At 75.4% G+C, this 24420-nt stretch carries 26 protein-coding genes; 19 read left to right on the top strand and 7 right to left on the bottom strand.

Annotated elements, in window-relative coordinates:
- The first annotated feature begins 7 nt into the window (after nt 1-7).
- Complete coding sequence (locus KPF22_RS24610) at nt 8-157, top strand: hypothetical protein (RefSeq protein ID WP_161151901.1); 150 nt, start codon at nt 8-10, stop codon at nt 155-157.
- Nucleotides 158-283: 126 nt separating this feature from the next.
- Here the strand turns inward: KPF22_RS24610 and KPF22_RS24605 are convergent, their stop codons facing one another.
- Nucleotides 284-715, bottom strand: a complete 432-nt coding sequence (locus KPF22_RS24605) for an ATP-binding protein (protein ID WP_224403415.1) — start codon at nt 713-715, stop codon at nt 284-286.
- Nucleotides 716-994: 279 nt separating this feature from the next.
- Here KPF22_RS24605 and KPF22_RS24600 point away from each other — a divergent pair, with 279 nt between their 5' ends.
- From KPF22_RS24600 to KPF22_RS24570, 7 genes are all read left to right on the top strand, one after another.
- Nucleotides 995-1822, top strand: coding sequence for a SigB/SigF/SigG family RNA polymerase sigma factor (locus tag KPF22_RS24600; protein WP_374107538.1), 828 nt, complete (start codon nt 995-997; stop codon nt 1820-1822).
- Nucleotides 1823-2112: 290 nt separating this feature from the next.
- Nucleotides 2113-2817: a hypothetical protein gene (locus KPF22_RS24595; protein WP_224403413.1), complete on the top strand. Its 705-nt coding sequence runs from the start codon at nt 2113-2115 to the stop codon at nt 2815-2817.
- Nucleotides 2818-2945: 128 nt separating this feature from the next.
- Nucleotides 2946-3680 (top strand): energy-coupling factor ABC transporter permease, encoded by a 735-nt coding sequence (locus KPF22_RS24590; protein ID WP_224403412.1) that lies wholly within the window; start codon nt 2946-2948, stop codon nt 3678-3680.
- On the top strand, nt 3677-3967 hold the full coding sequence (locus KPF22_RS24585; RefSeq protein ID WP_062400669.1) for an energy-coupling factor ABC transporter substrate-binding protein: 291 nt from the start codon (nt 3677-3679) through the stop codon (nt 3965-3967). Before KPF22_RS24590 ends, KPF22_RS24585 begins: the two co-directional genes overlap by 4 nt.
- Complete coding sequence (gene cbiQ, locus KPF22_RS24580) at nt 3967-4698, top strand: cobalt ECF transporter T component CbiQ (protein ID WP_208819876.1); 732 nt, start codon at nt 3967-3969, stop codon at nt 4696-4698. Before KPF22_RS24585 ends, cbiQ begins: the two co-directional genes overlap by 1 nt.
- Nucleotides 4695-5543 carry an energy-coupling factor ABC transporter ATP-binding protein gene (locus KPF22_RS24575; protein ID WP_208819875.1) on the top strand — a complete coding sequence of 283 codons (849 nt, stop codon included), beginning with the start codon at nt 4695-4697 and terminating at the stop codon, nt 5541-5543. Before cbiQ ends, KPF22_RS24575 begins: the two co-directional genes overlap by 4 nt.
- A gap of 5 nt (nt 5544-5548) precedes the next feature.
- A complete protein-coding gene (locus tag KPF22_RS24570) occupies nt 5549-6382 on the top strand; it encodes an SAM-dependent methyltransferase (RefSeq protein ID WP_208819874.1) in 834 nt (277 codons plus the stop codon).
- Nucleotides 6383-6387: 5 nt separating this feature from the next.
- Here KPF22_RS24570 and KPF22_RS24565 read toward each other — a convergent pair whose 3' ends face one another.
- On the bottom strand, nt 6388-7203 hold the full coding sequence (locus tag KPF22_RS24565) for a crotonase/enoyl-CoA hydratase family protein (protein ID WP_224403411.1): 816 nt from the start codon (nt 7201-7203) through the stop codon (nt 6388-6390).
- Nucleotides 7204-7282: 79 nt separating this feature from the next.
- Here KPF22_RS24565 and KPF22_RS24560 point away from each other — a divergent pair, with 79 nt between their 5' ends.
- Together KPF22_RS24560 and KPF22_RS24555 are read left to right on the top strand one after the other, a co-directional pair.
- A complete protein-coding gene (locus KPF22_RS24560) occupies nt 7283-8512 on the top strand; it encodes an MFS transporter (RefSeq protein WP_224403410.1) in 1230 nt (409 codons plus the stop codon).
- A gap of 9 nt (nt 8513-8521) precedes the next feature.
- A complete protein-coding gene (locus KPF22_RS24555; protein WP_062400680.1) occupies nt 8522-9310 on the top strand; it encodes an RNA methyltransferase in 789 nt (262 codons plus the stop codon).
- Here KPF22_RS24555 and KPF22_RS24550 read toward each other — a convergent pair.
- Nucleotides 9298-10884 carry an AMP-binding protein gene (locus KPF22_RS24550; protein ID WP_224403409.1) on the bottom strand — a complete coding sequence of 529 codons (1587 nt, stop codon included), beginning with the start codon at nt 10882-10884 and terminating at the stop codon, nt 9298-9300. The genes KPF22_RS24555 and KPF22_RS24550 overlap by 13 nt on opposite strands.
- Nucleotides 10885-10997: 113 nt before the next feature.
- Nucleotides 10998-12206 carry an MFS transporter gene (locus KPF22_RS24545; RefSeq protein WP_224403408.1) on the bottom strand — a complete coding sequence of 403 codons (1209 nt, stop codon included), beginning with the start codon at nt 12204-12206 and terminating at the stop codon, nt 10998-11000.
- A gap of 45 nt (nt 12207-12251) precedes the next feature.
- Here KPF22_RS24545 and KPF22_RS24540 point away from each other — a divergent pair, with 45 nt between their 5' ends.
- Entirely contained in the window at nt 12252-13457 is a 1206-nt protein-coding gene (locus tag KPF22_RS24540) for an ROK family transcriptional regulator (RefSeq protein ID WP_224403407.1), read from the top strand.
- Between the two features lie 10 nt (nt 13458-13467).
- Here KPF22_RS24540 and KPF22_RS24535 read toward each other — a convergent pair whose 3' ends face one another.
- The gene (locus KPF22_RS24535; protein WP_224403406.1) at nt 13468-15204 is read right to left on the bottom strand and encodes a pyruvate dehydrogenase; all 1737 of its coding nucleotides are present in this window, start codon (nt 15202-15204) and stop codon (nt 13468-13470) included.
- A gap of 195 nt (nt 15205-15399) precedes the next feature.
- Here KPF22_RS24535 and KPF22_RS24530 point away from each other — a divergent pair, with 195 nt between their 5' ends.
- Nucleotides 15400-15555, top strand: a complete 156-nt coding sequence (locus tag KPF22_RS24530; RefSeq protein ID WP_178374212.1) for a hypothetical protein — start codon at nt 15400-15402, stop codon at nt 15553-15555.
- A 128-nt stretch (nt 15556-15683) separates the two neighbouring features.
- Here KPF22_RS24530 and KPF22_RS24525 read toward each other — a convergent pair whose 3' ends face one another.
- Nucleotides 15684-16571 (bottom strand): 3-keto-5-aminohexanoate cleavage protein, encoded by an 888-nt coding sequence (locus tag KPF22_RS24525; protein ID WP_224403405.1) that lies wholly within the window; start codon nt 16569-16571, stop codon nt 15684-15686.
- 62 nt (nt 16572-16633) lie between these two features.
- Here KPF22_RS24525 and aroQ point away from each other — a divergent pair, with 62 nt between their 5' ends.
- From aroQ to KPF22_RS24490, 7 genes are all read left to right on the top strand, one after another.
- Nucleotides 16634-17233 (top strand): gamma subclass chorismate mutase AroQ, encoded by a 600-nt coding sequence (aroQ, locus tag KPF22_RS24520; RefSeq protein WP_208819860.1) that lies wholly within the window; start codon nt 16634-16636, stop codon nt 17231-17233.
- 98 nt (nt 17234-17331) lie between these two features.
- A complete protein-coding gene (locus KPF22_RS24515) occupies nt 17332-18378 on the top strand; it encodes a leucyl aminopeptidase (protein ID WP_062400690.1) in 1047 nt (348 codons plus the stop codon).
- Nucleotides 18375-19124, top strand: coding sequence for an aspartate/glutamate racemase family protein (locus KPF22_RS24510; protein ID WP_208819858.1), 750 nt, complete (start codon nt 18375-18377; stop codon nt 19122-19124). Before KPF22_RS24515 ends, KPF22_RS24510 begins: the two co-directional genes overlap by 4 nt.
- Before the next feature lie 200 nt (nt 19125-19324).
- Nucleotides 19325-20029, top strand: a complete 705-nt coding sequence (locus tag KPF22_RS24505) for a GntR family transcriptional regulator (protein WP_224403404.1) — start codon at nt 19325-19327, stop codon at nt 20027-20029.
- A complete protein-coding gene (locus tag KPF22_RS24500; protein WP_224403403.1) occupies nt 20026-21027 on the top strand; it encodes an ADP-ribosylglycohydrolase family protein in 1002 nt (333 codons plus the stop codon). The genes KPF22_RS24505 and KPF22_RS24500 overlap by 4 nt, the downstream gene beginning before the upstream one ends.
- Nucleotides 21028-21039: 12 nt before the next feature.
- Nucleotides 21040-22485, top strand: a complete 1446-nt coding sequence (locus tag KPF22_RS24495; RefSeq protein WP_062400696.1) for a cytosine permease — start codon at nt 21040-21042, stop codon at nt 22483-22485.
- Nucleotides 22482-23399, top strand: coding sequence for a PfkB family carbohydrate kinase (locus tag KPF22_RS24490; RefSeq protein ID WP_224403402.1), 918 nt, complete (start codon nt 22482-22484; stop codon nt 23397-23399). The genes KPF22_RS24495 and KPF22_RS24490 overlap by 4 nt, the downstream gene beginning before the upstream one ends.
- Nucleotides 23400-23909: 510 nt before the next feature.
- On the opposite strand, the gene KPF22_RS24485 is transcribed toward KPF22_RS24490, so the two are convergent.
- Entirely contained in the window at nt 23910-24395 is a 486-nt protein-coding gene (locus KPF22_RS24485; RefSeq protein WP_224403401.1) for a hypothetical protein, read from the bottom strand.
- Nucleotides 24396-24420 lie beyond the last annotated feature (25 nt).

Raw genomic sequence — 24420 nt, 5'->3', positions numbered from 1 at the left:
TGTGTCCATGAGTGAGAGCAGCACGCAGCACGCGAACACGACCTGGCCCCACCCCGAGAGCGAGCAGGCCCGCCACGACGGGCGCTACACCCCGGTCGCCCGGGCGGGACACCGCGGACACCGGTCCGACGACCCGTCCGCCTCCATGCGGGACTGACCACCGCACCACCACGCCCGGTCCGCAGCCGGATCGGGCCCGATGAGAACCGGTCGCCGTCACCCGCCCTCGGGCGTGGGGTGCGGCGACCCTGTCGTTGCTGGGGTCCCCGGGCGCGGGGACGGGTCAGGACGCCGGGACGCAGAGCCCCGGACAGCGGCCGATCCGGCCCCGGAACGACACCGTGGTCCCGTCGGGACCCGGCACCACCCGTACGTCCTCCGCGACCGCCTCGATCATCCCGATGCCCCGTCCGCGGTGTCCGGGGTCGGTGGGCGGGTCGCGCCAGCGCCCGCGGTCGCTGACCTCCATCCGCACCCGGTACCCCTCGGCGTCACCGCGCAGCAGGACCGTCGCGTCCCCGCCCGGGCCCGTGGCCCCGTAGGCGTGCTCGATGCTGTTGGAGACGGCCTCGTTCACCGCGAGGACGAGATCCTGCACGGTCGGGCACTGTTCGTCGGTCCCGCACAGCGACGCGAGCCACCTCCCGGTCTCCCGGCGGGAGCGACCTGCCGACCCGGGTTCGACGGGCAGCTCGACACGCAGAGTCGGGGGCATGGGAGAGCAGTACCCACCAGGTCGCCGTGCAACTCATCGGAGTGACCGTCGATCGACGGTCGACCAGGTCACGCGACGTTCGACATGCGGGCCCGCGCCACCCGGCCTACCGTCGGTCGGTGATGACAGTCGATCATCGCCGGCCGCGGAGACGGCATGGCTGAGCCGAGCACGGACGCCGAGGGAGTCGAGGCGTCGCGGGCCGACGACACGGTGGGGGACCCGGTGGACGGCACGAGCGGGCACGTCGGGACCGTGCACACCGGTCCCGGGCACCCCGTGGACGAGGCCGCCGGGCACGCCCACGAGACCGCGGACGCCCGTCCCGACGAGTACGCCCACCTCCTCGCGCCCCTGCACGCCTTCGCCGCCGCCGGATCCGACGACCCGGAGCGGGAGCGACTGCGCTCGGAGCTGGCGAGGGGCTTCCACCCGGTGGTCCGGCACATCGCCGGGCGCTACCGGCACCGCGGCGAGCCCGTCGAGGACCTGGAGCAGGTCGGCACGATCGGGCTGATCAACGCGCTGGACCGGTTCGACCCGGGCCAGGGCACCCCGTTCCTGGCCTACGCCGTCCCCACGATCACCGGGGAGATCCGCCGGTACTTCCGCGACCGCACCTGGTCGATGCGCGTGCCGCGGCGGCTCAAGGACATCCAGAGCCGCATGACCCGCGCCCAGGAGGAGCTGGCCTCGCGGCACGGCCGTGCCCCCAGGGTCTCCGAGCTCGCCGAGCACCTCGGCATCAGCCGCGAGGAGGTCATCGAGGGGCTGCAGGCCCAGGACTCCTACCGGTCGGACTCGCTCGACCAGCTCGTCGGCGACACCGACAACCCGCTCGGTGAGATCGTCGGGGGCATCGACGCCGGGATGGACGCGGTCGAGGCCCGCGAGTCGCTGCGTCCCGCGCTGCGCAAGCTCCCCGAGCGGGAGCGGACCATCCTCATGCTGCGGTTCTTCGGCAACCAGACCCAGACCCAGATCGCCGCCCAGGTCGGGCTCTCGCAGATGCACGTGTCGCGGCTGCTCGCCCGGACCCTGGTGACCCTGCGCGGGCACCTCGCCGACGAGCAGACCCACCACGACGGGGTCCCCGAGGCCGGCTGACGCCCGCCCGCTACGACGACCGGGTGGTCGTGATGGTCCGACCGGGGCAACCGGACCGGTCCGGATCACCTCGCCGTCACCTGCGCGTTTCCCCTCCGGCCTCCCGGGGCACCCTGTCGTGTTCCGCGCACGCCGTCGTCCGTCCACCGGGCCACGGTGTCGCGCATACCGAGACATCAGCGAGACCGTCGTCCCGCGACCCGTCACCCGCGCCTCCACGGCCGGTCGGTGCTCCCACCGACCGGTCCCGCGCCGTGCCGCCGGTCGCGACGACAGGAGAGGAACCGGGTATGGCCGTGCAGGACAAGACGTTCGCCACCGAGCGTGACGGCAAGCAGGCGGAGCGCTCGTCGGCCGCGGCCGCCGGGCGCGCCGAGGTGGCGGCCGCCAGGGCGGAGCGGGCCGCCGCGACGGCGCAGCAGGCCGCGCTGATCGCGGCCGGTGCCGCCGGCTCGGCCCGGGAGGCCGGGACGTCGGGCCCGTCGGCGAAGGACGCGAAGGCCGGGAAGAAGGCCGACGCGAAGAAGGGCAAGAAGGACAAGAAGAGCGGCCGGAAGGCCGTCGAGGCCGCGAAGGCCGACACGAAGAAGGCCCGCCGCAAGGAGGAGAAGGACGCCGAGAAGGCCGTCCGCGCCGCCGAGAAGGCCGAGAAGAAGGCCCGCAAGCAGGCGAAGGCCGAGCGTGCCGAGCAGGAGAGGGCCGCGGCCGCGGAGAAGAAGGCCGCCCGGAAGGCCAAGGCCGCGCGGCTGGAGAAGGTCGCCAAGCGCGACGCCGCCGCGAAGGCGGAGAAGAAGGCCCGCAGGCTGGCGAAGGAGCAGGTCGTCGCCGACCGGCCGGGCAGCGGGGTCGGTACGCCCGAGACCACGCCCGCCGAGCGGGAGAACCGACGTCGCGAGGCCGAGCAGGAGGCGGGCCGGCTGGCCGCCGCGGCCGAGCACAAGGCCACCGCAGAGCGCCCCGCGGAGGTGCACCACACCAACGGCCTGCGCCTCTGACGGCACACCGCAGCCACCGGCGACGCCCGGACCCGGCCGGGTCCGGGCGTCGCTGTGTGTCAGAGCCTGCACACCTGACCGGATGTTCAGGCTTGCACGATCGAACGACGTGGCCGTAGCGTTCGCCCGTGCACATCGCCGAGGGGTATCTGCCGCCGCTGCACGCGGCGGCCTGGACCGTCGTCGCCGCGCCGTTCGTCGTGCACGGCGCCCGCGCCGTGGTGCGCCGCGTGCGGGAGGACCCGGACACCAAGCTGCTGCTCGCCGCGGCGGGCGCGTTCACCTTCGTCCTGTCGGCGCTCAAGATCCCGTCGGTGACCGGGTCGTCCTCGCACCCGACCGGAACCGGGCTGGGCGCGGTGCTGTTCCGACCACCGGTGATGGCCCTGCTCGGGACGGTGGTGCTGTTCTTCCAGGCCGTCCTGCTCGCCCACGGCGGGCTCACCACGCTCGGCGCCAACGCCTTCTCGATGGCGATCGCCGGGCCGTGGATCGCCTACGGCGCCTACGTCGTGGTCCGCAGGATCGGGGACTCGCTGGGGCCCGCGGTGTTCGCCGCGGCCTTCCTCGGTGACCTCGGTACCTACACGATCACCAGCGCGCAGCTCGCGCTCGCGTTCCCCGACCCCACCTCCGGGTTCGGCGGAGCGTTCGTCACCTTCGCCTCCATCTTCTCGATCACGCAGATCCCGCTGGCCGTGGCCGAGGGGCTGCTGACCGTGCTCGTCGTGCGGCTGCTCGTGCGCATCACCCCGGACGAGCTGCGCCGCCTCGGCGTGCTGCGCCCGGCCGCGGGCACCGACACCGGCGGCCCCGCCCCGGCCGCGACCGTGCAGGGCCCGGAGAAGGAGGCGTCGGCGTGAGCCGCTCGACCGTCGTGAACATCCTGCTGGTCGTCGCCGTCGTCGCGTTGTTCGCGGTGCCGGTGCTGTTCGTGCCCGGCGAGTACGCCGGGTCCGACGGCCAGGCGGGCGAGGCCATCGAGGCCACCGGCTACCAGCCGTGGTTCAGCCCGGTGTGGGAGCCGCCGTCGGGCGAGATCGAGTCCGGCATCTTCGCGATGCAGGCCGCGGCCGGCGCGGGCGTGCTCGGCTACTGCATCGGCGTCGCCCGCACCCGCAGCCGGGAGAAGGCCGCCCGGCAGAGCTGATGCTGCTGATCGACGAGACCGCCCACGCCAACCGCTGGCGATCCCGGCACCCCGGGGAGAAGGCGTTCCTCGCCCTGGGGCTGCTGCTGCTCGCCGTCGCGCTCCCACCGTGGCCGGGGGCCGTGCTGACCGGTACCGCGGCGCTGGCGCTGCTGCTGGGCGGGGCCCGGGTGCCGTGGCGGACCGCGCTGCGGCTGCTCGCGCTGCCCCTCGGGTTCGTGATCGTGGGGGCGCTGCCCCTGCTGGTGACCGTCGGCGGGGACCCGTGGCTCGCGCTCGCGCCGGGCGGACCGGCCCGGGCGGCCGCGCTCGTCGGACGCTCGCTGGCGGCGGTGTCCTGCCTGATCCTCTTCGCCGCGACGACGCCGCTCGCCGACACCCTGCCCCGGCTGCGGTGGGTGCCGCCGGCCGTCCTGGAGATCACCCTGCTCGTCTACCGGATGCTGTTCCTGTTGCTGGACTCGCTGACCGCGGTCCGGGAGGCCCAGTCCCTCCGGATGGGATTCCGGACGCGGCGGACCACCTTCCGGTCGCTGGCCGGGCAGGGCGGGGCCGTGTTCGTCCGCGCCTTCGACCGTGCCCGCCGCCTCGAGGCCGGCCTCGCCTCCCGCGGCTACGACGGCTCGCTGCGCGTCCGGGTACCCGCCCGCACCGTCTCGCCCGCCTTCGTCGCGGCGAGCACGGTGCTGCTCGTCGCCGTGCCCGTACTGGCGCTGGTGGTCGTCCCGTGACCGCGGTCCTGGAGGCCCGCGGGCTGGTCTTCGCCTACCCGGACGGGCCGGTCGTGCTCGACGGGGCGGATCTCGTCGTCGACCCGGGGCGCAGGCTCGCGGTGCTCGGCCCCAACGGCGGCGGCAAGACCACCCTGTTCCGGCTGCTGCTCGGGCTGCTCGCCCCGTCGGCCGGGCAGGTCCTGCTCGACGGCGAGCCGGTCCGCCGCACCCGCCGCGGGCTGCTGCGGCTGCGCGAGTCCGCCCAGCTCGTCCTGCAGGACCCCGACGACCAGCTGTTCTCCGCCGACGTCGCGCAGGACGTGTCGTTCGGCCCGCTCAACCTCGGTCTCGACGAGACCGAGGTCGACGCCCGGGTGCACGACGCGCTGTCCGCCGTCGGCATCGCCGACCTCGCCGACCGGCCGACGCACCGGCTGTCGTTCGGGCAGCGCAAGCGGGTCGCGATCGCCGGGGCACTCGCCGTCCGGCCCCGGGTGCTGGTGCTCGACGAGCCGACCGCGGGCCTGGACCCGGCCGGGGTGGAGGAGCTCGTCGTCGTGCTGGCGGACCTGCAGCGCGCCGGGACCGCGGTCGTGCTGTCCACACACGACGTCGACCTCGCCCACCGCTGGGCCGACGACGTCGCCGTCGTCGCGCGCGGGCGCGTCCGGCGCGGCCCGGCCGCGGAGGTCCTCGGCGACGCCGCGCTGCTCTCCGACGCCCGGCTCGGTCCTGCCTGGGCGCCCGCGGTCGCGCGGCTGCTCGCGCTGGCGGGCCGCCCCGGCGTCGCCCCCGGCACCGCGGCGGAGCTGCACGATGTCCTGTCGGGACTTGCGACCCGGGAGACACCGGCGAGAGGGTGACGCCCATGACCGCCCCGGAGCCCGTGCCCGACCCGGTGGACGACATCGACCTGACGCTCCCCAACCCGGCCCGCGTCTACGACTACATGCTCGGCGGTGCCCACAACTTCGCCACCGACCGGGAGTTCGCCGAGCGTGTGCTCGCCGCCCTGCCCGACACCCGGGAGGTCGCGCTCGCCAACCGGGCCTTCCTCGGCCGGGCCGTGCGGGCCTGCCTGGACCGCGGGGTGCGCCAGTTCCTCGACCTCGGTTCCGGCATCCCGACCGCCGAGCCGGTGCACGAGATCGCCCACCGGGCCGACCCCGCGGCGCGCGTGGCCTACGTCGACGTCGAGCCGGTGTCGGTCGCGATGAGCCGCCAGATCCTGACCGGTGTGGACGGTGCCTCGATCACCGCCGCCGACCTCACCGACGCGGGGGCCGTGCTCGCCGCGCCGGGTGTGGCGGGCCTGCTCGACCCGGCCGAGCCGGTCGCCGTGCTCGCGGTGTCGGTGCTGCACTTCGTCCGCGACGACGACCTGCTCGGCGCCCTGTTCGACCGCTACGTGACGGCGTTCGGGCCGGGCAGCATGCTCGTCGTGTCGCACGGCAGCACCGACGTCGACGACCCGCACACCGCCGAGCGGATGCGCACCATCGAGCGGTTCACCCGGGACACCACGCAGCCGGCGCGCTCCCGCGACCGCGCACTGCTGCGCAGGCTGTTCATCGACCGGCCCGGGCACCGGCTGGAGCTGCTGGAACCGGGCCTGGTCGACGTCAGCGACTGGCGGGCCGAGGACGGGCAGCCACCCGCAGGGATGTACGCGGTCGTCGGGGAGGTCGTCGGGCGACGGTAGGGCGGTCAGTTCCGGTAGACGCCCTGGCGCTTCTCTATGAACGCGCTGACGGCCTCGGTCAGGTCGGCCGAGACCAGCTGGCCGCCGTTCCAGGTGGCGATCTGGTCGAGCCCGTCGGCGACCGAGTGGTCGCGGGCGTAGGTGATCGCGTGCTTGGTGCCGCGCAGGGCCAGCGGCGACTTCGCGGCCAGGGACGCGGCCAGCTCGGCGACGCCCGCCTCGAGCGCGTCGGCGTCGGCGTACACGCCGTTGACCAGGCGCAGCTCCTTCGCCTCGGTGCCCGACACCGGCCGGCAGGTGTAGGCCATCTCGCGGGCCACACCCTCGCCGACGATCCGCGGCAGCCGCTGCAGCACGCCGACGTCGGCGGCCAGACCCATGTCGACCTCCTTCAGCACGAAGGACGCGTCGGCGGTCGCGTAGCGCAGGTCGCAGGCGACGGCCAGGTCCAGGCCTGCCCCGAGGCAGACGCCCTGGATCGCGGCGACGACCGGCTTCCGGCAGCGCTCGATCGCGGTGAGGCAGTCCTGCAGGTCGAGGATGGTGCGGCGCAGCGCGTCGGCGCCGTGCCCCACCGAGTCGTCCGACGCGGTCTCGCGCAGCCCGCCCAGCATCGACACGTCGATGCCCGAGCAGAAGTGCCGCCCGTTGCCGCTGATCACCACGACCCGCACGGCGGGGTCGGCGTCCAGCTCGCGCACCGCGTCGCGCAGCCCGAACCACATCGGCTCGTGCAGCGCGTTCGCCGCCTTCGGGCGGTCCAGGCGCAGCCGCGCGACCCCGTCCGCCACCTCGACCGCGATCCCCGTCGGTTCACCCATGTCGCGTCACTCCGTCCTCGTCGCCGGTCCTCGCTGCGGAGGCTACCGGTAGGTAACCCCCGGGTGGCAGGATGCGGCGGTGCGGCAGGGAGGCCGGGGGGACCGGACGTGGCTCGCGGCCTGCGGGCTGCTGTTCGCGACCGCCTTCGGCACGAACGTCCCGACCCCGCTGCTGCTGGTCTACCGGGCCGAGCTCGATCTGTCGGCGAGCACGCTCGCCGCGATCTTCGGGGTGTACGCGCTCGGGCTGGCGCCGTCGCTGCTGCTGGGCGGGCCGGCGTCGGACCGGTTCGGGCGGGTGCGGGTGCTGCTGCCGGTCGCCGCCGGGGTCGCCGGGGCGTCGCTGCTGTTCCTCGGCGGGGCGTCGGCGCTGTGGCTGCTGTTCGCGGCCCGGTTCCTGCAGGGACTGGCGTCCGGCGCGGTGTTCTCGGTGGGCAGCGCCTGGCTGCAGGACCTCGCCGGGCCGGACGGCGCGCCGCGGGCCGCGCGGGCGGCGTCGGTCGCCCAGACCGCCGGCTTCTGCCTCGGGCCGCTGACCTCCGGGCTGCTCGCGACCTCCGGGCCGCTGCCGCTCGCCCTGCCCTACCTCGTGCACGTGGCCCTGGTGGTGGCGGCGGTCGCCGCGGTGCTCGCCACCGTCGGGACGGGGACCCGCCCGGCCGGGCCGCCGTCCCGCGGCCTGCTGCCCCGGCCGGGCCTGACCCCGGCCGCACGGCGGGTGTTCGTGCGGGTGGTCGTGCCGACCGCGGTGTGCGTGTACGCGTTCCCGTCGGTCGCCGTGACCGTGCTGCCGCTGCTGCTGCCCGGGATCTCCGGCGCGGTCGCGTTCACCGGGCTGCTCGCCGCGCTGACCCTGGGCACCGGGACGCTGGTGCAGCCCTTCGCGCACCGCCTCGGCCGCCGCACCGGGCCCGCCGGGGCCGGGCTGGGCGCCCTCGGGGCCGCCGCCGCGACGGTCACCGCGCTGCTCGCGCCACCCGGACCGGCCGCGGTCGCGGGTGTCGCGGTGGCCGGGGTGCTGTTCGGCGCGGGCGGCGGGCTCTGCCTCAACGCCGGCCTCACCCGCGTCGGCCGGCTGGCGCCGGCGTCCGGGCGGGGCGCGGTGAACGGGCTGTTCTACACCGCCGCCTACTCCGGGTTCGCCGCGCCGTGGCTGGCCACCGCATTCGTCGCGACGACGGCGCTCGCCGCCCCGCTGGCGGTGCTCGCCGCCGCGGCCGCGGTCACCGCCGGGTGGCTCGCGGTCCGCTCCGGGGACCCGGACCGGGCACCCGGTCCCGGCCGGTCCCCGGACGTCCCGCCGTCCTAGGCTCGTCGGGTGCCCGACCTGACCAGTACCGCCAACCCGCGTGTCAAGAACCTGGTCCGGCTGCGCACCCGCCGCCACCGCGACGCCGCGGCCGTCACCGTGATCGAGGGGCACGACGAGCTGGCGCTCGCGCTCGACGCCGGCGTCGAGCCGACCGAGGTGTACTGGGCGCCGGACCTCGTGCGGTCGGACGCGCTGCTGGCCCGGATGCCGTCGGCGCGGGTGTTCTCGGTGACCCGCGAGGTGTTCGCCCGGATCGCCTACCGCGAGTCCCCGGACGGCTGGCTCGCCGTGGCCCCGGCCCCCGGCCGCCCGCTCGACGAGCTGGACCTCGGCCCGGACCCGCTGGTGCTCGTCGCCGAGGGTGTCGAGAAGCCCGGCAACGTCGGCGCGATGCTGCGCACCGCCGAGGCGTGCGGGGTGGACGCGGTGGTGATCGCGACCCCGGAGCGGGGCGGCACCGACTTCGCCAACCCCAACGTGGTGCGGGCGTCGAAGGGGACGGTGTTCGCGGTGCCGGTCGCGTCCGCGTCCACCACCGAGGTCCTCGACTGGCTCGACCGGCGCGGCATCGCGACCCTCGTCACCACCCCGGCCGGGACGACCGGGCTCGCCGGCACCGACCTGACCGGGCCGACCGCGCTGGTCATCGGGACCGAGGCCACCGGGGTGACCGACGCGTGGCTCGACCGGGCCGACGCCACGGTGGTCATCCCGATGCGCGGGCGGGTCAACTCGCTCAACGCCTCGATCGCCGCGGCCGTGGTGCTCTACGAGGCGGTCCGTCAGCGCGGCTGACCGACGAGCTCGGCGCGCAGCCGCTTCTTGTCGGTCTTGCCGATCCCGGTCAGCGGGATCCGCTCGACGAACTCCACGGTGTCCGGCACGTACATCGCGCCGGCGCGGTCGGCGACCAGGCCGGTCAGCTCGTCCGGGCTCGGCGCCGGGGAGTCGGTGACGACGGCGGCGTGCACGGTCTCGGTGCCGTCGTCGTCGGGCACCCCGAAGACCGCGGCGTGCCGGACGGCCGGGTGCTCCATGAGCAGGTCCTCCAGCTCGGAGGTGTACACGTGCCCGCCCACGACGACGATCATGTCCTTGACCCGGTCGAGCAGGTGCAGGTAGCCGTCGGCGTCCTGGCGGGCGACGTCGCCGGTCCGCACCCACCCGTCGACGACGGTGGCGGCGGTCAGCTCCGGCTGCTTCCAGTAGCCGTCCATCTCCATGCCGGTGTGCACCCACAGCTCACCGCGCCCGCCCGGGGCGACGGGGCGGCCGTCGGCGTCGGTGATCGCGATCGTGGTGGTGGGGATCGGCCGCCCGACGGTGCCGAGCAGGTCCGGGTTGCGGTGCTCCTCGGCGGTGAGCACGCTGATCCCGCCGGCCTCGGTCTGGCCGTAGAACTGGGTGAACACCGGGCCGATCCGGCGCAGCGCCTCGGCGATGCGCCGCGGGTTGGCGGGGGCACCGCCGTAGACCAGCGACCGCAGCGACGACAGGTCGGTCCGGTCCAGGTCGGGGTGGTCGAGCAGGCGGTAGATCAGCGGCGGCAGCAGGAAGCCGTGGGTGATGCGCTCCCGCTCGACGGCGGCGAGGTAGGCGCCGGGCTCGAAGTCGTCCTGCAGGACGACGGTGCCGCCGTCGGTGAGGGTGCGGTCGGCGAGCGACCCGCCGACGTGGGCGACCGGCGTGGCGACGAGCAGGCGCGCGCCGGTGTCGCCGCTGCCGAACCCGCCTGTCCCGCGGCGCATCGCGGCACCGCGACGGTGGTGGTCGAAGGTGTAGGTGATGCCCTTCGGGTGGCCGGTGGTGCCGCCGGTGTGCCGGATCTGCTCGATGGCGTCCGGCCGGGCGCGGCCCCGGACCGGCTCGGTGGACGCCGTCGCGGCCTCGGCCGTCACGTCGGTGTCGGTGCCGTGCGGGCCGAGCCAGAGCACGTCGACGCCGGGGACCAGCGCGAGGACGGGCTCGGCGGCCGCCGCGGCGTCGGCGTCGGCGAGGACGAGCGGCGCCTCGACGTCGTCGACGATGCGGGCCTGCGCGGCGGCGGACAGGCCCTCGTGCGGCTGGGCGATGCCCGCCCCGAGCAGCGTCACCGCGAGCCGCGCGACGACCGCCTCGGGCGTGTTGCCGGCCAGCAGCGCCATGACCCGGCCCGGCTCGACCCGGCCGTCGAGGGCGTGGGCGAGCCGGTGCACGGAGTCCACGAGCTCGCCCGCGGTGATCCTGCGGTCACGGTGCACCAGGGCCTCGCGGCCGCGGTCGGCGGCGAGGGCGTCGAGGAGCTCCTCGACGTCGCTGTGCAGCGCGGCCCCGCTCTGCGTGGCGGCACCGTTGCGCGGCGCGGTGGCGCTGTCCGGATCGACGGACATGTCCGGGCTCCTCTCGACGGGATCGTTGTCTTACGCAACGATCAACTCGAGGGCAGGCTTCCCGGAGGTGATCTGATCGACACCTCTCGCTTGTGTGACCTACCAGGCGGTCCTCAGGCGGCCAGGGCGAGCTCCTCACGCCGCTCGGAGCGCTCCATCCGGACCGCCACACCCAACGCGGCCAGCCCCAGCAGCGGCAGCACGGTGGCGACCGCGGCGGGCGCGGTCCAGCCCCATCCGGCGGCCAGGACCAGGGCGCCCAGCGCGGCCCCGAGGGCGTTGGACACGTTGAACGCGGCGTGGTGCAGTGCCGCGCCCAGGGTCGGACCCTCGCGACCGGCGTCCATCAGCCGGGTCGCCAGCGCCGGGGTGGTCGCGGTGGTGGTGAACGCCAGTGCGAACAGCGTGACCAGCGCGAACACCGGCGAGGACGCGGTGAGTGCGAACAGGGCCATCGACACCGCGGCGGCGGCGAGCCCCGAGGCGATCGTGCGGACCGGCGCAGCCTCGGCGAGCCGGCCGCCGACCTGGTTGCCCAGCGTCATGCCGAGCCCGAACACGGCCAGTGCGAGCGGCACGGCTGCGGTGGCGAGCCCGGACACCTCGGTGAGCACCGGGGTGATGTAGCTGTACACGGCGAACGAGCCGCCGAACCCGGTCGCGATGACCGCCATCGTGATCCAGACCTGGCCGCGGCGCAGTGCCGACAGCTCACCCAGCACCGAGCCGCGGCGCTCGTCGCGGACGTCGGGGACCAGTCGCCAGACGGCCAGCATCGTGAGCGCCGCGACGGCGCCGACGGTCAGGTAGGCCGCGGGCCAGCCCGCGTTCTGCCCGAGCCAGGTCGCGCCCGGGACGCCGACGATGTTGGCGATCATCAGCCCACTCATCACCGTCGCGATCGCCCGTGGCCGCCGCTCGCGGGGGACCAGGGAGGCGGCGAGCACCGAGGCCGTGCCGAAGTAGGCGCCGTGCGGCAGCCCGGCCAGGAACCGGGTGGCGACGAAGGTGCCGAACGTCGGGGCGAACGCCGACGCCACGTTGGTCACCGCCAGCGCGCCCGCCAGGGCCAGGACGAGGTGCTTGCGGGGCCACCGCGCGCCGAGCACGGCGAGCACCGGCGCGCCGACGACGACGCCGAGCGCGTAGGCGCTGATGGCCGTGCCGGCCTGCGGCACGGTGGCGCCGAGGTCGGCGGCGAAGGCCGGCAGCAGACCCATCGAGGCGAACTCGGTGGTGCCGATGGCCAGACCGCCGAGGGCCATCGCGGCGAGCGCGGGCCCGGTGGTGGAAGACTGGGACGAGGTGAGAGCCTTTTTCATCGTGACACGAGGATAAATCTCGGGAGGCCGGAGGTGTCAAACCGGATGACGTCGATGTCGGCCGGTTCACGTTCCGGCACGGATGCGCCCGGGCGCGCCGAGACCGACCGCTGGCGCGCCACCGCCGAGGTCCTGGACGAGGTCCGCCGCGAGCCCGGCCTCACCCGCGTCGAGCTCGCCCGGCGGCTGCGCCTGGCCAGCGGCTCGGCCACCGAGATCGCGGCCCGGCTGCGCGACCTCGGCTGGGTCACCGAGGAGCGCGCCCCCTGCGGCGGGCGCGGGCGGCCGACCACGACCCTGACGCCCAACCCGGACGGGCCGGGCGTCGTCGCCGTCGACGTGCGGTTCGAGGGCTGGCGGGCCGGGTTCGCCGGGCTCGACGGGACCCCGGTCGCGGTGCGCTCGGGGCGGCACCGCCGTCGCGACCCCGACGCCGTCGCCGCGGAGCTGGCCGGGGTGGTCGGTGAGCTGGTCGCGGACGCGCCCGGACCGGTCGTGGCGGTCGGGATCGGGGTCGCGGCGACCGTCGTCGACGAGTACCTGGCCGAGACGGGCGGCGGGCAGGGCTGGAGCCCGCTCGACGTGCGCCGGATCGGCGCCGGGCTGGGCCTGCCCGTGCTGGTCGGCAACGACGCGAACCTGGCCGGGGTCGCCGAGGTCCGGGACGGGGCCGCGGCCGGCGCGGGCACCGCGCTGTTCCTCACCGTCGAGGTGGGCATCGGCGGTGCGCTGCTGCTCGGGGGGCGGGCCCAGGCCGGCGCCCGCGGTGCGGCGGGGGAACTGGGGCACCTGCCCTTCGGCGATCCGGCCGCCCGGTGCGCCTGCGGTGCCCGCGGCTGCTGGACCACCGGGGTCGACGGCCGGGCGCTCGCCCGGATGCTGGGCGAGCCGGAGCCGGACGCGCCCTACACCTACACCCGCGCGGTCCTCGACCGCGCCGCCGCCGGGGAGCCCGGCCCGTCGGCGGCGGTGACCTCGGCGTCGGCGTCGCTGGCCCGCGGGATCGCCGGGCTGGTCAACGCGCACGACCCGGAGGTCGTCGTGCTGGCCGGGCTCGGGCCCGCGCTGCGGGCCGCGGCACCGGAGGCGTTCGCCGTCGCCTACGACGCCGGGCTGATGGCCTTCCGCCGCGCCGTCGCGCCGCCGGTGCACGACGACGCGCACGGCGAGGACGGCGTGCTCCGGGGTGCCGCCGCGATCGCGCTCGACCACGCGGTCTCGGCCCCCGGGCTCGCCGCCCGCGCCGGCTGACCCGCCCCGCTCAGGGCCGGGGGATCGACCGCAGGTTGCTGCGCGCCAGCTCGACCATCTTCCCGACGCCGCCGTCGAGCACCGTGCGGGTCGCGGCGAGTGCGAACCCGCGGACCTGCGCGGCGGTGATGTGCGGCGGGATGGACAGCGCGTTCGGGTCGGTGCGCACGTCGACCAGGGCCGGACCGCGGTGGTCCAGCGCCCGGCGCAGCGCGGCGCGCACGTCGGACGGGTCGTCGACGGCCTCGGCGTACAGCCCGGCGGCGCGGGCGATCCCGGCCAGGTCGGCCGGGCCGTGGTCGGTCTGGAACGACGGGTAGCCCGCCACCATCATCTCCAGCCGGATCATGCCCAGCGACCCGTTGTTGAACGCGACGACGGTGAGCGGCAGGTCGTGCTCGGCCGCGGTCAGCAGCTCGCCGAGCAGCATCGTCAGCCCGCCGTCGCCGGACAGCGACACCACCTGCCGGTCCGGGTACGCGAACTGGGCGCCGATCGCGTGCGGCAGGGCGTTCGCCATCGTCCCGTGCCGGTAGGAGCCGATGATCCGGCGCCGGCCGTTGGGGGACAGGTAGCGGGCCGCCCACACGTTGCACATGCCGGTGTCGACGGTGGCGACGGCGTCGTCGGCCATCTCCTCGTCGAGGACCGCCGCGACGTGCTCGGGGTGGATCGGGCGCAGGTCGGAGACCTTGCGGGTGTAGGCGCCGACCACCTTCTCCAGCGCCTCGGCGTGCCTGCGCAGCATCCGGTCCAGGAAGGAGCGGTCGGTCTTCTCCGCGATCCGCGGCAGCAGCGCGTCCAGGGTGGACGCGGCGTCGCCGTGCACACCCAGCTCCAGCAGCGTGCGACGCCCGAGGCGCGCGGGGTCGGTGTCGATCTGCACGGTCCGCGCCTGCGGCAGGAACGAGTCGTAGGGGAAGTCGGTGCCGATCAGGACGAGCAGGTCGGCCTCGTGCGTCGCCTCGTAGCAGGCGCCGTAGCCGAGCAGCCCGGACATGCCGACGTCGTGGGCGTTGTCGTACTGGATCCACTCCTTGCCGCGCAGCGAGTGGCCGATCGGCGCCTTCACCTTCTCGGCGAGGGCGAGCACCTGCTCGCGGGCGTGCTCGATCCCGGCGCCGACGAACAGCGTCACGGTGTCCGCGGCGTCGACGAGCCGGGCCAGCTCGGCCACCTGCTCCTCCGACGGCGCCACGACGCCGGTGGGCGGCGACAGGTGCGAGGTGCCGGTGTCGTTCGGGGCGTCCAGCGCGCTGACGTCGCCGGGCAGGACCAGCACCGCCACGTCGGACTCGGCGAGCGCGGTCTGCATCGCGATCCGCTGCATCCGGGGCATCTGCTCGGGCCGCGAGATCAGCTCGCAGTACGCCGAGCACTCGGTGAACAGCCGCTCCGGGTGGGTCTCCTGGAAGTAGCCGGTGCCGATCTGGACCGAGGGGATGTGCGAGGCGATCGCCAGCACCGGCGCACCGGTGCGGTGGGCGTCCATCAGGCCCTGGATCAGGTGCGTGTTGCCGGGGCCGCAGCTGCCGGCACAGACCGCGAGCCGCCCGGTGAGCTGGGCCTCCGCGGCGGCCGCGAGCGCGGCGGCCTCCTCGTTGTGCACGTGCACCCACCGGATGCGGCCGTCGCGGCGGATCGCGTCCGCGATCGGGTTGAGGCTGTCACCGACCAGGCCGTAGATCCGTTCGACGCCGGCCTGGTGCAGCAGCTCGATCATCTGGTCGGCCACGGTGCGGCCCATGTGGTCCTCCTCGCGCTCGGGTGCGAGGGCCGTGTTCCCCTCCGGTGGCGGACCGAACCGTTCCGGCGTGTGACGGTCCCCGCGCACCGTCCGGCGCACGGCAGGTCACGACTCGAACATCGGAATCGATTCCCGCGCTGCGGAGTCCCCCGGACGTGAGTATTTTCTCCTCACATTCCTGGGAGGGGACACGAAATGATCATTCTCGGTCTGATCCTGCTGCTGGTGGGGTATTTCACCAGCATCTCCATTCTCTACTACCTCGGTGGTCTGCTGGTCATCGTCGGTGTGGTCCTGTTGATCCTGGGAGCGATCGGACGGCCGGTGGGCGGGCGGAAAGCCTGGTTCTGACCGGGCCGGCCGGACCCGCCCGCGGACATCCGCGGACCGGGTGACGGCCGGCGTCGTCGAATTCTCCGCGGGGGTGCGTGTCCGGGTCGACCGGAAACGCGCCCCCGTGGTGTGTCACGGCGAAAGGATCACCTGCGTGGCCGGATTCCGAGAATGTCGCGGGCGGCCGCGGGGGAGGCCGGTGTCGCGCCCACCCGGTCCAGCACGCGCAGTGCACCGTCGAGCAGCTCCCGGTTCGACGGCGCCGTGCCCCGGCCGTCGTCGAAGTCCTCCAGGCCGACCCGCAGGTGCCCGCCGCGGCGCACCGCCAGCTCGGCCAGCCCGGAGGCGACGACGTCACCGCCCAGCACGGCCACCGACCACGGCAGGCCCGAGGGCTCCAGCAGTTCCAGGTAGGCCTCCAGCGCGGCGGGCGTCGGCGGCAGCCCGAACTGCAGCCGGTCGGCGAAGTACAGCTTCACGATCGCGCCCGGCGGGACCCTGCCGTGCCGGTGCAGGGTCAGCGTGGTGCGCAGGAACCCCGGCTCGAAGATCGAGATGCTGGGGGCGGCGCCCAGCTCGGCGGTGCGGGCGAACATGTACTCGGTGTCGGCGAAGGAGTTCTGGTACGGCTCCGGCGCCGCCGCGTCCGGGCAGGTGCCGTCGTCGAGCAGGCCGACGTTGACCGAGCCGGGGTCGACCAGCGTCATGTGTCCGCGCCGGCCCAGCTCCTCGACGTGCGCCCACCGCCGGGTCACCGGGATGTCGCGGGCCCCGGCCGCCATCGTCGGGTAGAGCAGTGCGTCGGGGTGCGCGGCCAGGACCGGGTCCCAGGCCGCCAGGTACGGCTCGACGGCGTGCACCCCGTCGACGGTGAACATCGGCTCGTCGTTGTGGTGGTGCACGATCGCCGCGCCCGCGTCGAGCACGTCGACGGCCTGGTCGGCCACCTCCGCCGGGGTGCGGGGCACGCGCGGGTTGCGCTCCCGCGTCGTCGTGCCGTTCAGCGCCACTTCCAGGATGACCGCGGTGTCCACGCCCGCCAGCATCGCCGCAGGCGGCGGTGGGCCGCGACCGCTGCGGTCGTAGGCTCGCCGCTGTGATCGGCACACGCGGTACCGCACTGGCCGGGTCGCTCCTGGTCCTGGGACTGCTGGCCGGGTGCGGCGACCAGCCCCTCCCGCTGACCGAGGGCCCGCCCGGCGCGTCCCCGGCCGACGGGCTCATCCGGGTCGTGCAGCTGTCCGCGCAGCGCGCCCAGGTCTCCGACCAGGTCGCCGCGGCGAAGTTCGGGACCGGGACGGCCGTCACCGACCCGGCGCGGGAGGCGGCCGTCGTCGCGCAGGCGCGGGCGGACGCGACCCGCGACGGCGTCGACCCCGACTGGACGGCCCGGATCGTCGCCGACCAGATCGCGGCGAGCACCCAGGTGCAGAACGACCTGATCCGGCAGTGGACCGACCGGCCCGACACGCGTCCGGCGCAGCGGCCCGAGCTGGCCCGGGTGCGGCCGCAGCTCGACCGGATCGGCGACGATCTCGTGGCCGCCCTGAAGCTGGCCGGACCGGCCCGGGCGAACGAGGAGTGCCCGTCGACCCTGGCCCAGGCCGCGGTCGAGCAGGCGCAGGGGCTCGACGAGGTCCACCGCAACGCCCTCGGGCGGTCGCTGAAGTCCGTCTGCGACGGCGCCCCCGGATGATCCGCCCCGTGTGACGGTGCCGTTTCCGCTCGTCCGAAGGTCTTGCGTATCCGGATAGTACGTGCTCGGATTAATAGGACGAGACACGGAGGTGCGCGATGGACCAGAACCTGTTCAACGACATCTGCCTGCAGCAGCTGACGCTGTCGGGCGTGCACGAGGGGGAGACGGTCGTCGTGCTCACCCGGGGCGCGGAACGGACCGAGTACGCCGACGCGTTCCTCTGGGCGATCCAGAAGCTGGGCGCGACCGGCTACCACATGCGGCTGCCGTCGCCGGCGAGCGCGGGCGGCGCCTGGGCGGTCGGCGACTCCGGCCTGGGGAACATCCCCCTGGCCGTGGACGCCCTCAAGGCCGCGGACATGGTCGTGGACTGCACGTTCCTGCTGTTCAGCGCCGAGCAGTTCGCCATCCAGGACGCGGGCACCCGCATCCTCACCGCGGTCGAGCCGCCCGAGCTGCTGGCCCGGCTGATGCCGACCACCGAGCTGCGCGAGCGCGTCGAGACCGGCGCGGAGCTGCTGGCCAAGGCCTCGACCATGCGGATCACCAGCCCGCACGGCACCGACGTGACCTACCAGCTCGGCATGTACCCGACGCTGAGCGAGTACGGCTACACCGACACCCCCGGTCGCTGGGACCACTGGCCGGCGGCGTTCGTGTTCACCGGCGGCTCCGACGACGGTGTCGACGGGAAGATCGTCCTCGCCCCCGGGGACGTGCTGCTGCCGTTCAACACCTACGTGCAGACCCCGGTGGAGATCACCATCGAGCAGGGCTTCATCCGCGACATCCGCGGCGGCGCCGGCTCCTCCGGTCTCGACGCGGACCTGCTCCGCTCCTACATCGAGTCCTTCGACGACCCGCGCGGCTACGGCATGAGCCACGTCGGCTGGGGCCTCGACGAGCGCGCCCACTGGCACGGCCTGACCCAGTTCGGCGGCGGCATGGGCATGGAGCTGCGCAGCTTCTACGGCAACGTCATGTTCTCCATCGGCCCGAACAACGAGCTCGGCGGCCCGAACGACACCGCCTGTCACTTCGACATCCCGATGCGCGGCAACTCCCTGTTCCTCGACGACGAGCTGATCGTCGACGCCGGCGAGCTGACCGTGCCGGAGATGAAGCCGGTGGCGCGCCGATGACGCGCGACCACCACATCGGGATGATCGTTCCGTCGTCGAACCTCACGATGGAGACCGAGCTCCCGCGGATGCTGCGCGCCCGGGAGGACGTGCTGCCCGAGGACCGGTTCGTCTTCCACGCGGCGCGGGCCCGGATGCAGCACGTGACCCCCGAGCAGCTGCGCGCGATGAACGCCCAGGCCCAGCGGGCCGCGGCCGAGCTGGCCGACGCCCGGCCGGACGTCGTCGCGACGGCCTGCCTGGTCGCGATCATGGCGCAGGGCCCCGGCTACCACTGCACCGCCGAGGACGACATCACCGCCGCGCTGCGGGCGGAGGGCTCCGACGCCCCCGTCGTCTCCAGCGCCGGAGCGCTGCTGTCGGGGATCGCCGCGCTCGGTGCGACGCGGGTCGCGATCATCACCCCGTACATGGAGCCGCTGACGAAGGCGGTCGTGGACTACATCGAGGACGCGGGGGTCGAGGTCGTCGACTCGCTGTCGCTGCAGGTGCCCGACAACCTCGCCGTCGCCCGGCTCGATCCGGCCGACCTGCGCGAGCACTGGCGCAGGCTGGACCTGACCGGCGCCGACGCGCTGGTGCTCAGCGCGTGCGTGCAGATGCCGTCGCTGCCGTCGATCGAGGCGGTGCAGGACGAGGCCGGCATCCCGGTCCTGTCCGCCGCCACCGCGACCACGCACCGCATCCTCACCGGGCTCGGGCTGGAGCCACGGGTGCCCGGGGCGGGGGCGCTGCTCGCCGGCTGAGGCCGTACGACCGGGACCCGCGTGCCGCGCCGGCACGCGGGTCGTCGTCGTGTCCGCGGGCCGGGTGTCCACGTGGTCCTCCTCCGAGGAGTGCGGGGGCCCCGGAGGATGCGCCCGGCTCCGCGCAGCTGGATCACGGGGCGCCGGGCGTCCGGGACGGGGGGTGGACGCGGCCGGCCCTGTGCTGTACATGTTTGTACATGTCTGAACAGGGTGGGCGCTCCAAGAGGGCGCGCCTCGTCGAGGACCTCGCCGGGCGGATCCGCTCCGGCCGGTTGCCGCACGGCGAGCAGCTCCCGGGGGAGAACCAGCTCGCCCGCACCTACGCCGTCTCCCGCGGCACCGTCCGCAGCGCGCTGGCCGAGCTGGCCCGTCGCGACCTGATCACCACCGAGACCGGCGTCGGGTCGTTCGTGACCTTCGACGGGTCCCCGCTGGACCAGCGGCTCGGCTGGGCGCAGGCGCTCGCCGCGTCCGGCGCGGCCGTGAGCACCGAGCTGCTCGGCATCTCGCCCGGCGGCGACCCCGGCCCCACCGCCCACGACGGCCCGCTGGTCACCGTGCGCCGGCTGCGCCGGGCCGGGACCGTCCCGGTGTCGCTGGAGACGGCGTCGCTGCCCGCGACCGGCGCGCTGGCGCAGCTGCCCGCGACCGGGCTGGTCGACGGCTCGATCACCGCCACCCTCGCCGCCGCCGGGCTGACCGGCGTCGCGGGGGAGCAGTGGATCTCGGTGGCCCCGCTCGACGCCGCGGACGCCGCCACCCTCGAACGCGCCCCCGGCGAGCCGTTCCTGCAGGCCGTGCGCGTCACCCGGGACGCGACCGGCGGGCTCGTCGAGCACGTGGTCAGCCTCCTGGACCCGCAGCGCTTCCGGTTCCACCTCGAGTTCGGCGGCGGGCGGTGAACCCGGCCCGCGACCGCGCGCTCGGCGCGCTGCTCGGCCTGGCCGTCGGCGACGCGCTCGGCATGCCCACCCAGTCGCTGTCCCGGTCGGCGATCGCCGAGCGCTACGGCGTCGTCGACCGGCTCCTCGACGGCGCCGACGACCAGCCGATCGCCCCGAAGCTCCCCGCCGGCACCGTCACCGACGACACCGAGCAGGCGCTGCTGCTCGCCCGGATCCTGCTCGACCACGACGGCCGGGTCCCGCCCCGGGTGTTCGCCGCCGCCCTGGAGGAGTGGGAGCAGGACATGATCCGGCGCGGGTCGCTGGACCTGCTCGGCCCCTCCACCCGCCGGGCCCTGACCCGGCTCGCGGACGGCGAGCCCCCCGAGGTCGCCGGCCGCGACGGCGTCACCAACGGCGCCGCGATGCGTGTCGCGCCGGTCGGCATCGCCTACGCCGGCCCGCGGCTCCTCGACGCCGTCGTCGAGTCGGCGGTCGTCACCCACCACACCGCACCCGGGATCGCGGCCGCCGCCGCGGTGGCCGCCGCGGTGTCGGCCGGGGTGTCCGGCGCGGGGCTCCCTGCCGCGCTGGACGCCGCGCTCGACGCCGCCCGGGCCGGCGCCCGGCGCGGCGGCTGGGCGGCCGGCGCCGACGTCGCCGCCCGCCTGGACGTCGCACTGCGGGTGCTGCCCGGGCTGGACCGGGCCGCGCTCGCCGACACCGTCGCCGACGTCGTCGGGACCTCGGTCACCGCGACCGAGTCCGTCGTCGCGGCCCTCGGGCTCGCCGCCGCCCTCGGCGACGACCCCCGGGCCGCGCTGGTCACCGCCGCCTCGCTGGGTGGTGACACCGACACCGTCGCCGCGATCTGCGGCGCGGTCCTCGGGGCGGCGCACGGCGCCGCCGCACTGCCCGCCGACCTCGTGGGCACCGTCCGCCGGGTCAACGCACCCCTGCTCGACCCCCTCGACGACGTGGTCGAGGGACTGCTCCACCTCCGGTCCACCTCCTGAACGGAGGCCGCCATGGCCACCAGCACCACCGACACCGGCACCACCGCCGAGGGCGGCGCCCTCGAGACCCGGGGCATCGAACCGGTCCCCGTCGCCGAACGGCACGGCCGGCCCGGCCAGCTGTTCTGGGTCTGGTTCGCCGCGAACATCTCCATCCTCGGCCTCCCGCTGGGTGCGACCCTGGTCGCGTCGGGGCTGAACATCACCCAGGCCGTGCTGGCCGCGGTGCTCGGCAGCGTCGGGTCGTTCGCGATCGTCGGCGCCGTGTCGATCGCCGGACGGCGCGGCGGGGCACCCGGCCTGACGCTGTCGCGGGCGGTGTTCGGGGCCCGCGGCAACATCGGCCCGACGCTGGTCTCGCTGCTGTCGCGGCTCGGCTGGGAGACCGTCAACACCACGACGGCGGCGTTCGCGCTGCTGTCGCTGGTCACGATCGTCGCGGGCACCAGCCCGTCGGCGAAGGACCACCCGGTGATCACCATCGCGTGCATCGCGGTGTTCGTGCTGTGCACGGTGCTGGTCGCCGGGCTCGGACACGCCGTGCTCGTCGCGGTGCAGCGCTGGGCGACCTGGGTGTTCGGTGCGCTGAACATCGTCGTCGGCGGGTTCCTGGTCGCCACCGTCGACTGGGCCGCGGTCGCCGCGGCCGCCCCCGCGCCGTCGGGCGCGGTCGTCGCCGCGGTCGGTGTGATCGCCGCCGGGACCGGCATCGGCTGGGCCAACGCCTCGGCCGACATGTCCCGCTACCAGTCCCCGTCGGTGCGCGCCGGGTCGCTGGTCGCCTCGGCCGCGGCCGGCGCGGGCATCCCGCTGGTCCTGCTGATCTCGCTGGGCAGCCTGCTCGCCGCCGGGGACCCGACCCTGGCCACCGCGGACGACCCGGTCGCCGCGATCCGCGACCTGCTCCCCGCGTGGATGGCGATCCCGTACCTGGTCGCCGCGTTCGGCGGGCTGCTGCTGTCCAACCACCTGTCGGTCTACTCGGCCGGGCTGACCACCCTGACCCTGGGCGTGCGGCTGCCGCGGGTGTACGCCGTCGTCGTCGACGTGCTGGTGACCTTCGCCGGCGCGATCTACTTCATGCTGATCGCCGACGGGTTCTACCCGCCGTTCATCGCCTTCATCAGCGCCCTCGCCGTCCCGATCACCGCCTGGGTCGGGGTGTTCGCCGTCGACATGCTGCGTCGCCGCCACTACGACCCGGTGGCCCTGATGGACACCTCGCGCGGCAGCGGCTACTGGTACCGCGGCGGGATCGAGCCGCGGGCGACGGCGGCCTGGGCGCTGGCGATCGTCGTCGGCTACCTGTTCGCCACCGTCGGGCCGTCGGCGCAGCCGTGGTTCACCGGGCCGCTGGCCGGCACCTGGTTCGGCGAGAACGGGCTGGCCTGGGTGATCACCTTCGTCGTCGCCGCCGGGGTGTACGCCGCGCTGGGCGGGGCCCGGGAGCAGCGGTGACCGGCAGGCTCGTCCACTCCGGACAGGTCCTGGTCGACCTGGTCATGCGGGTGCCCGCGCTGCCCCCGCCCGGCGGCGACGTGCTCGCCACCGGCACGACGATGCTGCCCGGCGGCGGGTTCAACGTCGTCGCCGCGGCCGCCCGGGCCGGGGCCGAGGTCCTCTACGCCGGCGGGCACGGCACCGGTCCGCACGGTGACCTCGTGCGGGCCGCGCTGGCCGCGGAGGGCGTCACGGCGACCACGCCGCCCGATCCCGGCGGCGACACCGGCGTCTGCGTGACCCTGGTCGACCCGTCCGGGGAACGGACCTTCGTCACCGGCAGCGGGGTCGAGACCGCGCCGCCCGCCGGGCTCCCGGCGACCACCGCCGACGACGTGCTCTACGTCTCCGGCTACAGCCTGCTCGTCCCGGACAAGGCCGCGTCGCTGGTCGCCGCGGCCGAGGAGTCGTCGGCGACGGTCCTGCTCGATCCGGGGCCCCTGGTCACGGACGTGCCGGACGCGCTGTGGGAGCGGATGCTCGCCGCCACCGGGGTGCTGAGCACCAACGCGCGGGAGGCGCGACTGCTCACCGGGGAGCCGACCGCGGCGCGTGCCGCCGGTGCCCTGGCCCGGCGGTTGCGCGACGACGCGGCCGTGGTCGTCCGCGACGGTGCCGCGGGCTGCGTGGTCGTCCGCGACGGGGCGGTGGAGGCCGTCCCGGCGCCGGTGGTCGACGCCGTCGACACCAACGGGGCCGGGGACGCCCACTGCGGGGTCCTGGCCGCGGAGCTGCTGCGCGGCACCGCGTGGTCCGAGGCGGTCGCGCGGGCCGGTGCGGCCGCGGCGCTCGCGGTCACCCGGTACGGGCCGGCCACCGCGCCGACCCGGACGGAGCTCGACGCGTTCCTCGCCGGGGCCGCCGCGGGGTGACGGCGCGCTCCGACGGGCGAGCTGCGCTCCGACGGGCGAGCTGCGCTCCGACGGACGAGCTGCGCTCCGACGGACGAGCTGCGCTCCGACGGGCGAGCTGCGCTCCGTCGGCAGGGCGCTCGTCGGCAGGGCGCTCCGTCGACAGGGAGCTCCGTCGACAGGGAGCTCCGTCGGCAGGGCGCATCCGTCGGCGCGGTGCGGGCCGCCGGTCGGCGCGGCGTCGTCGCTCCATGATCGGCAGAAGTGGAGCGTGGAGGCCGGTGGACTGCGCTCCGGACTCCACACTCGGCGATCATGGACGGGGCCGCCGGTCGAGGTCCCGGGCCGACGGGGTGCCGGGCCGTCGGGGTGCCGGGCCGTCGGGGTGCCGGGCCCGTGGGGTGCGGCGGCCCACTCGCCGTCGACTGCCGGCGCGGCTCCATCCGGTTCATGATCACCGGTTGTGGAGCGCGGAGGTCGTCGAGCGCACTCCTCGCTCCACAACCGGTGATCATGGACGGGGCAGGGGCCTCAGGTCCCGGCGCCGGCGGCCGTCGCCATGCCCTGGGCGGTCTCCTGGACCGCACGGAAGGCCGGGCCGCAGACGGCGGCGTCGCCCTCGGCGAGGGTGCCCGGGTCGGCCTGGCAGCCCTGCGCGGCGAAGTCGTCGAGCGCCTTCCCGACGAGGTCGGCCTGCGCGGCCGCGGCCGGTGCGTCCTGGCGGACCTGGGGCAGGGCGTTGCGGATCTCGGTGGTGAACCGGCCACAGCGCGGGAAGACCGTCGCCGGGTCGCTCGACCAGCAGGGGTCCTGGGCGTAGAAGCGGAACTTGGTCCGCAGCGCCTCCAGCCCCGGTGCGCCGACGCGCTCCGAGGCGGTCTGTCCCGGCCAGGGCTCGGTGTCCTGCGCCGACGAGGCGGCGGGGCGGTCTGCGGAGCAGCCGGCGAGGAGCAGGGCGGCCACCAGCAGGGTGGCCGCCCGCAGCAGGGAGGCGGTCGGGCGCGGACACGGTTGCACACCGCGACGGTAGGCCCGTCCGATC

Origin of the sequence: Pseudonocardia sp. ICBG1034 (assembly GCF_020131375.1) — a bacterium.
GTDB lineage: Bacteria > Actinomycetota > Actinomycetes > Mycobacteriales > Pseudonocardiaceae > Pseudonocardia > Pseudonocardia alni.
This window is presented reverse-complemented; position numbering and strand designations above follow the sequence as displayed.

Bases quoted from the DNA above. Each gene is read 5' to 3' on its own strand.
- KPF22_RS24610 (WP_161151901.1), top strand. From the start codon at position 8: ATGAGTGAGAGCAGCACGCAGCACGCGAACACGACCTGGCCCCACCCC.
- KPF22_RS24605 (WP_224403415.1), bottom strand. From the start codon at position 715: ATGCCCCCGACTCTGCGTGTCGAGCTGCCCGTCGAACCCGGGTCGGCA.
- KPF22_RS24595 (WP_224403413.1), top strand. From the start codon at position 2,113: ATGGCCGTGCAGGACAAGACGTTCGCCACCGAGCGTGACGGCAAGCAG.
- cbiQ (WP_208819876.1), top strand. From the start codon at position 3,967: ATGCTGCTGATCGACGAGACCGCCCACGCCAACCGCTGGCGATCCCGG.
- KPF22_RS24570 (WP_208819874.1), top strand. From the start codon at position 5,549: ATGACCGCCCCGGAGCCCGTGCCCGACCCGGTGGACGACATCGACCTG.
- KPF22_RS24565 (WP_224403411.1), bottom strand. From the start codon at position 7,203: ATGGGTGAACCGACGGGGATCGCGGTCGAGGTGGCGGACGGGGTCGCG.
- KPF22_RS24550 (WP_224403409.1), bottom strand. From the start codon at position 10,884: ATGTCCGTCGATCCGGACAGCGCCACCGCGCCGCGCAACGGTGCCGCC.
- KPF22_RS24545 (WP_224403408.1), bottom strand. From the start codon at position 12,206: ATGAAAAAGGCTCTCACCTCGTCCCAGTCTTCCACCACCGGGCCCGCG.
- KPF22_RS24540 (WP_224403407.1), top strand. From the start codon at position 12,252: ATGACGTCGATGTCGGCCGGTTCACGTTCCGGCACGGATGCGCCCGGG.
- KPF22_RS24535 (WP_224403406.1), bottom strand. From the start codon at position 15,204: ATGGGCCGCACCGTGGCCGACCAGATGATCGAGCTGCTGCACCAGGCC.
- KPF22_RS24530 (WP_178374212.1), top strand. From the start codon at position 15,400: ATGATCATTCTCGGTCTGATCCTGCTGCTGGTGGGGTATTTCACCAGC.
- KPF22_RS24515 (WP_062400690.1), top strand. From the start codon at position 17,332: ATGGACCAGAACCTGTTCAACGACATCTGCCTGCAGCAGCTGACGCTG.
- KPF22_RS24510 (WP_208819858.1), top strand. From the start codon at position 18,375: ATGACGCGCGACCACCACATCGGGATGATCGTTCCGTCGTCGAACCTC.
- KPF22_RS24505 (WP_224403404.1), top strand. From the start codon at position 19,325: ATGTCTGAACAGGGTGGGCGCTCCAAGAGGGCGCGCCTCGTCGAGGAC.
- KPF22_RS24495 (WP_062400696.1), top strand. From the start codon at position 21,040: ATGGCCACCAGCACCACCGACACCGGCACCACCGCCGAGGGCGGCGCC.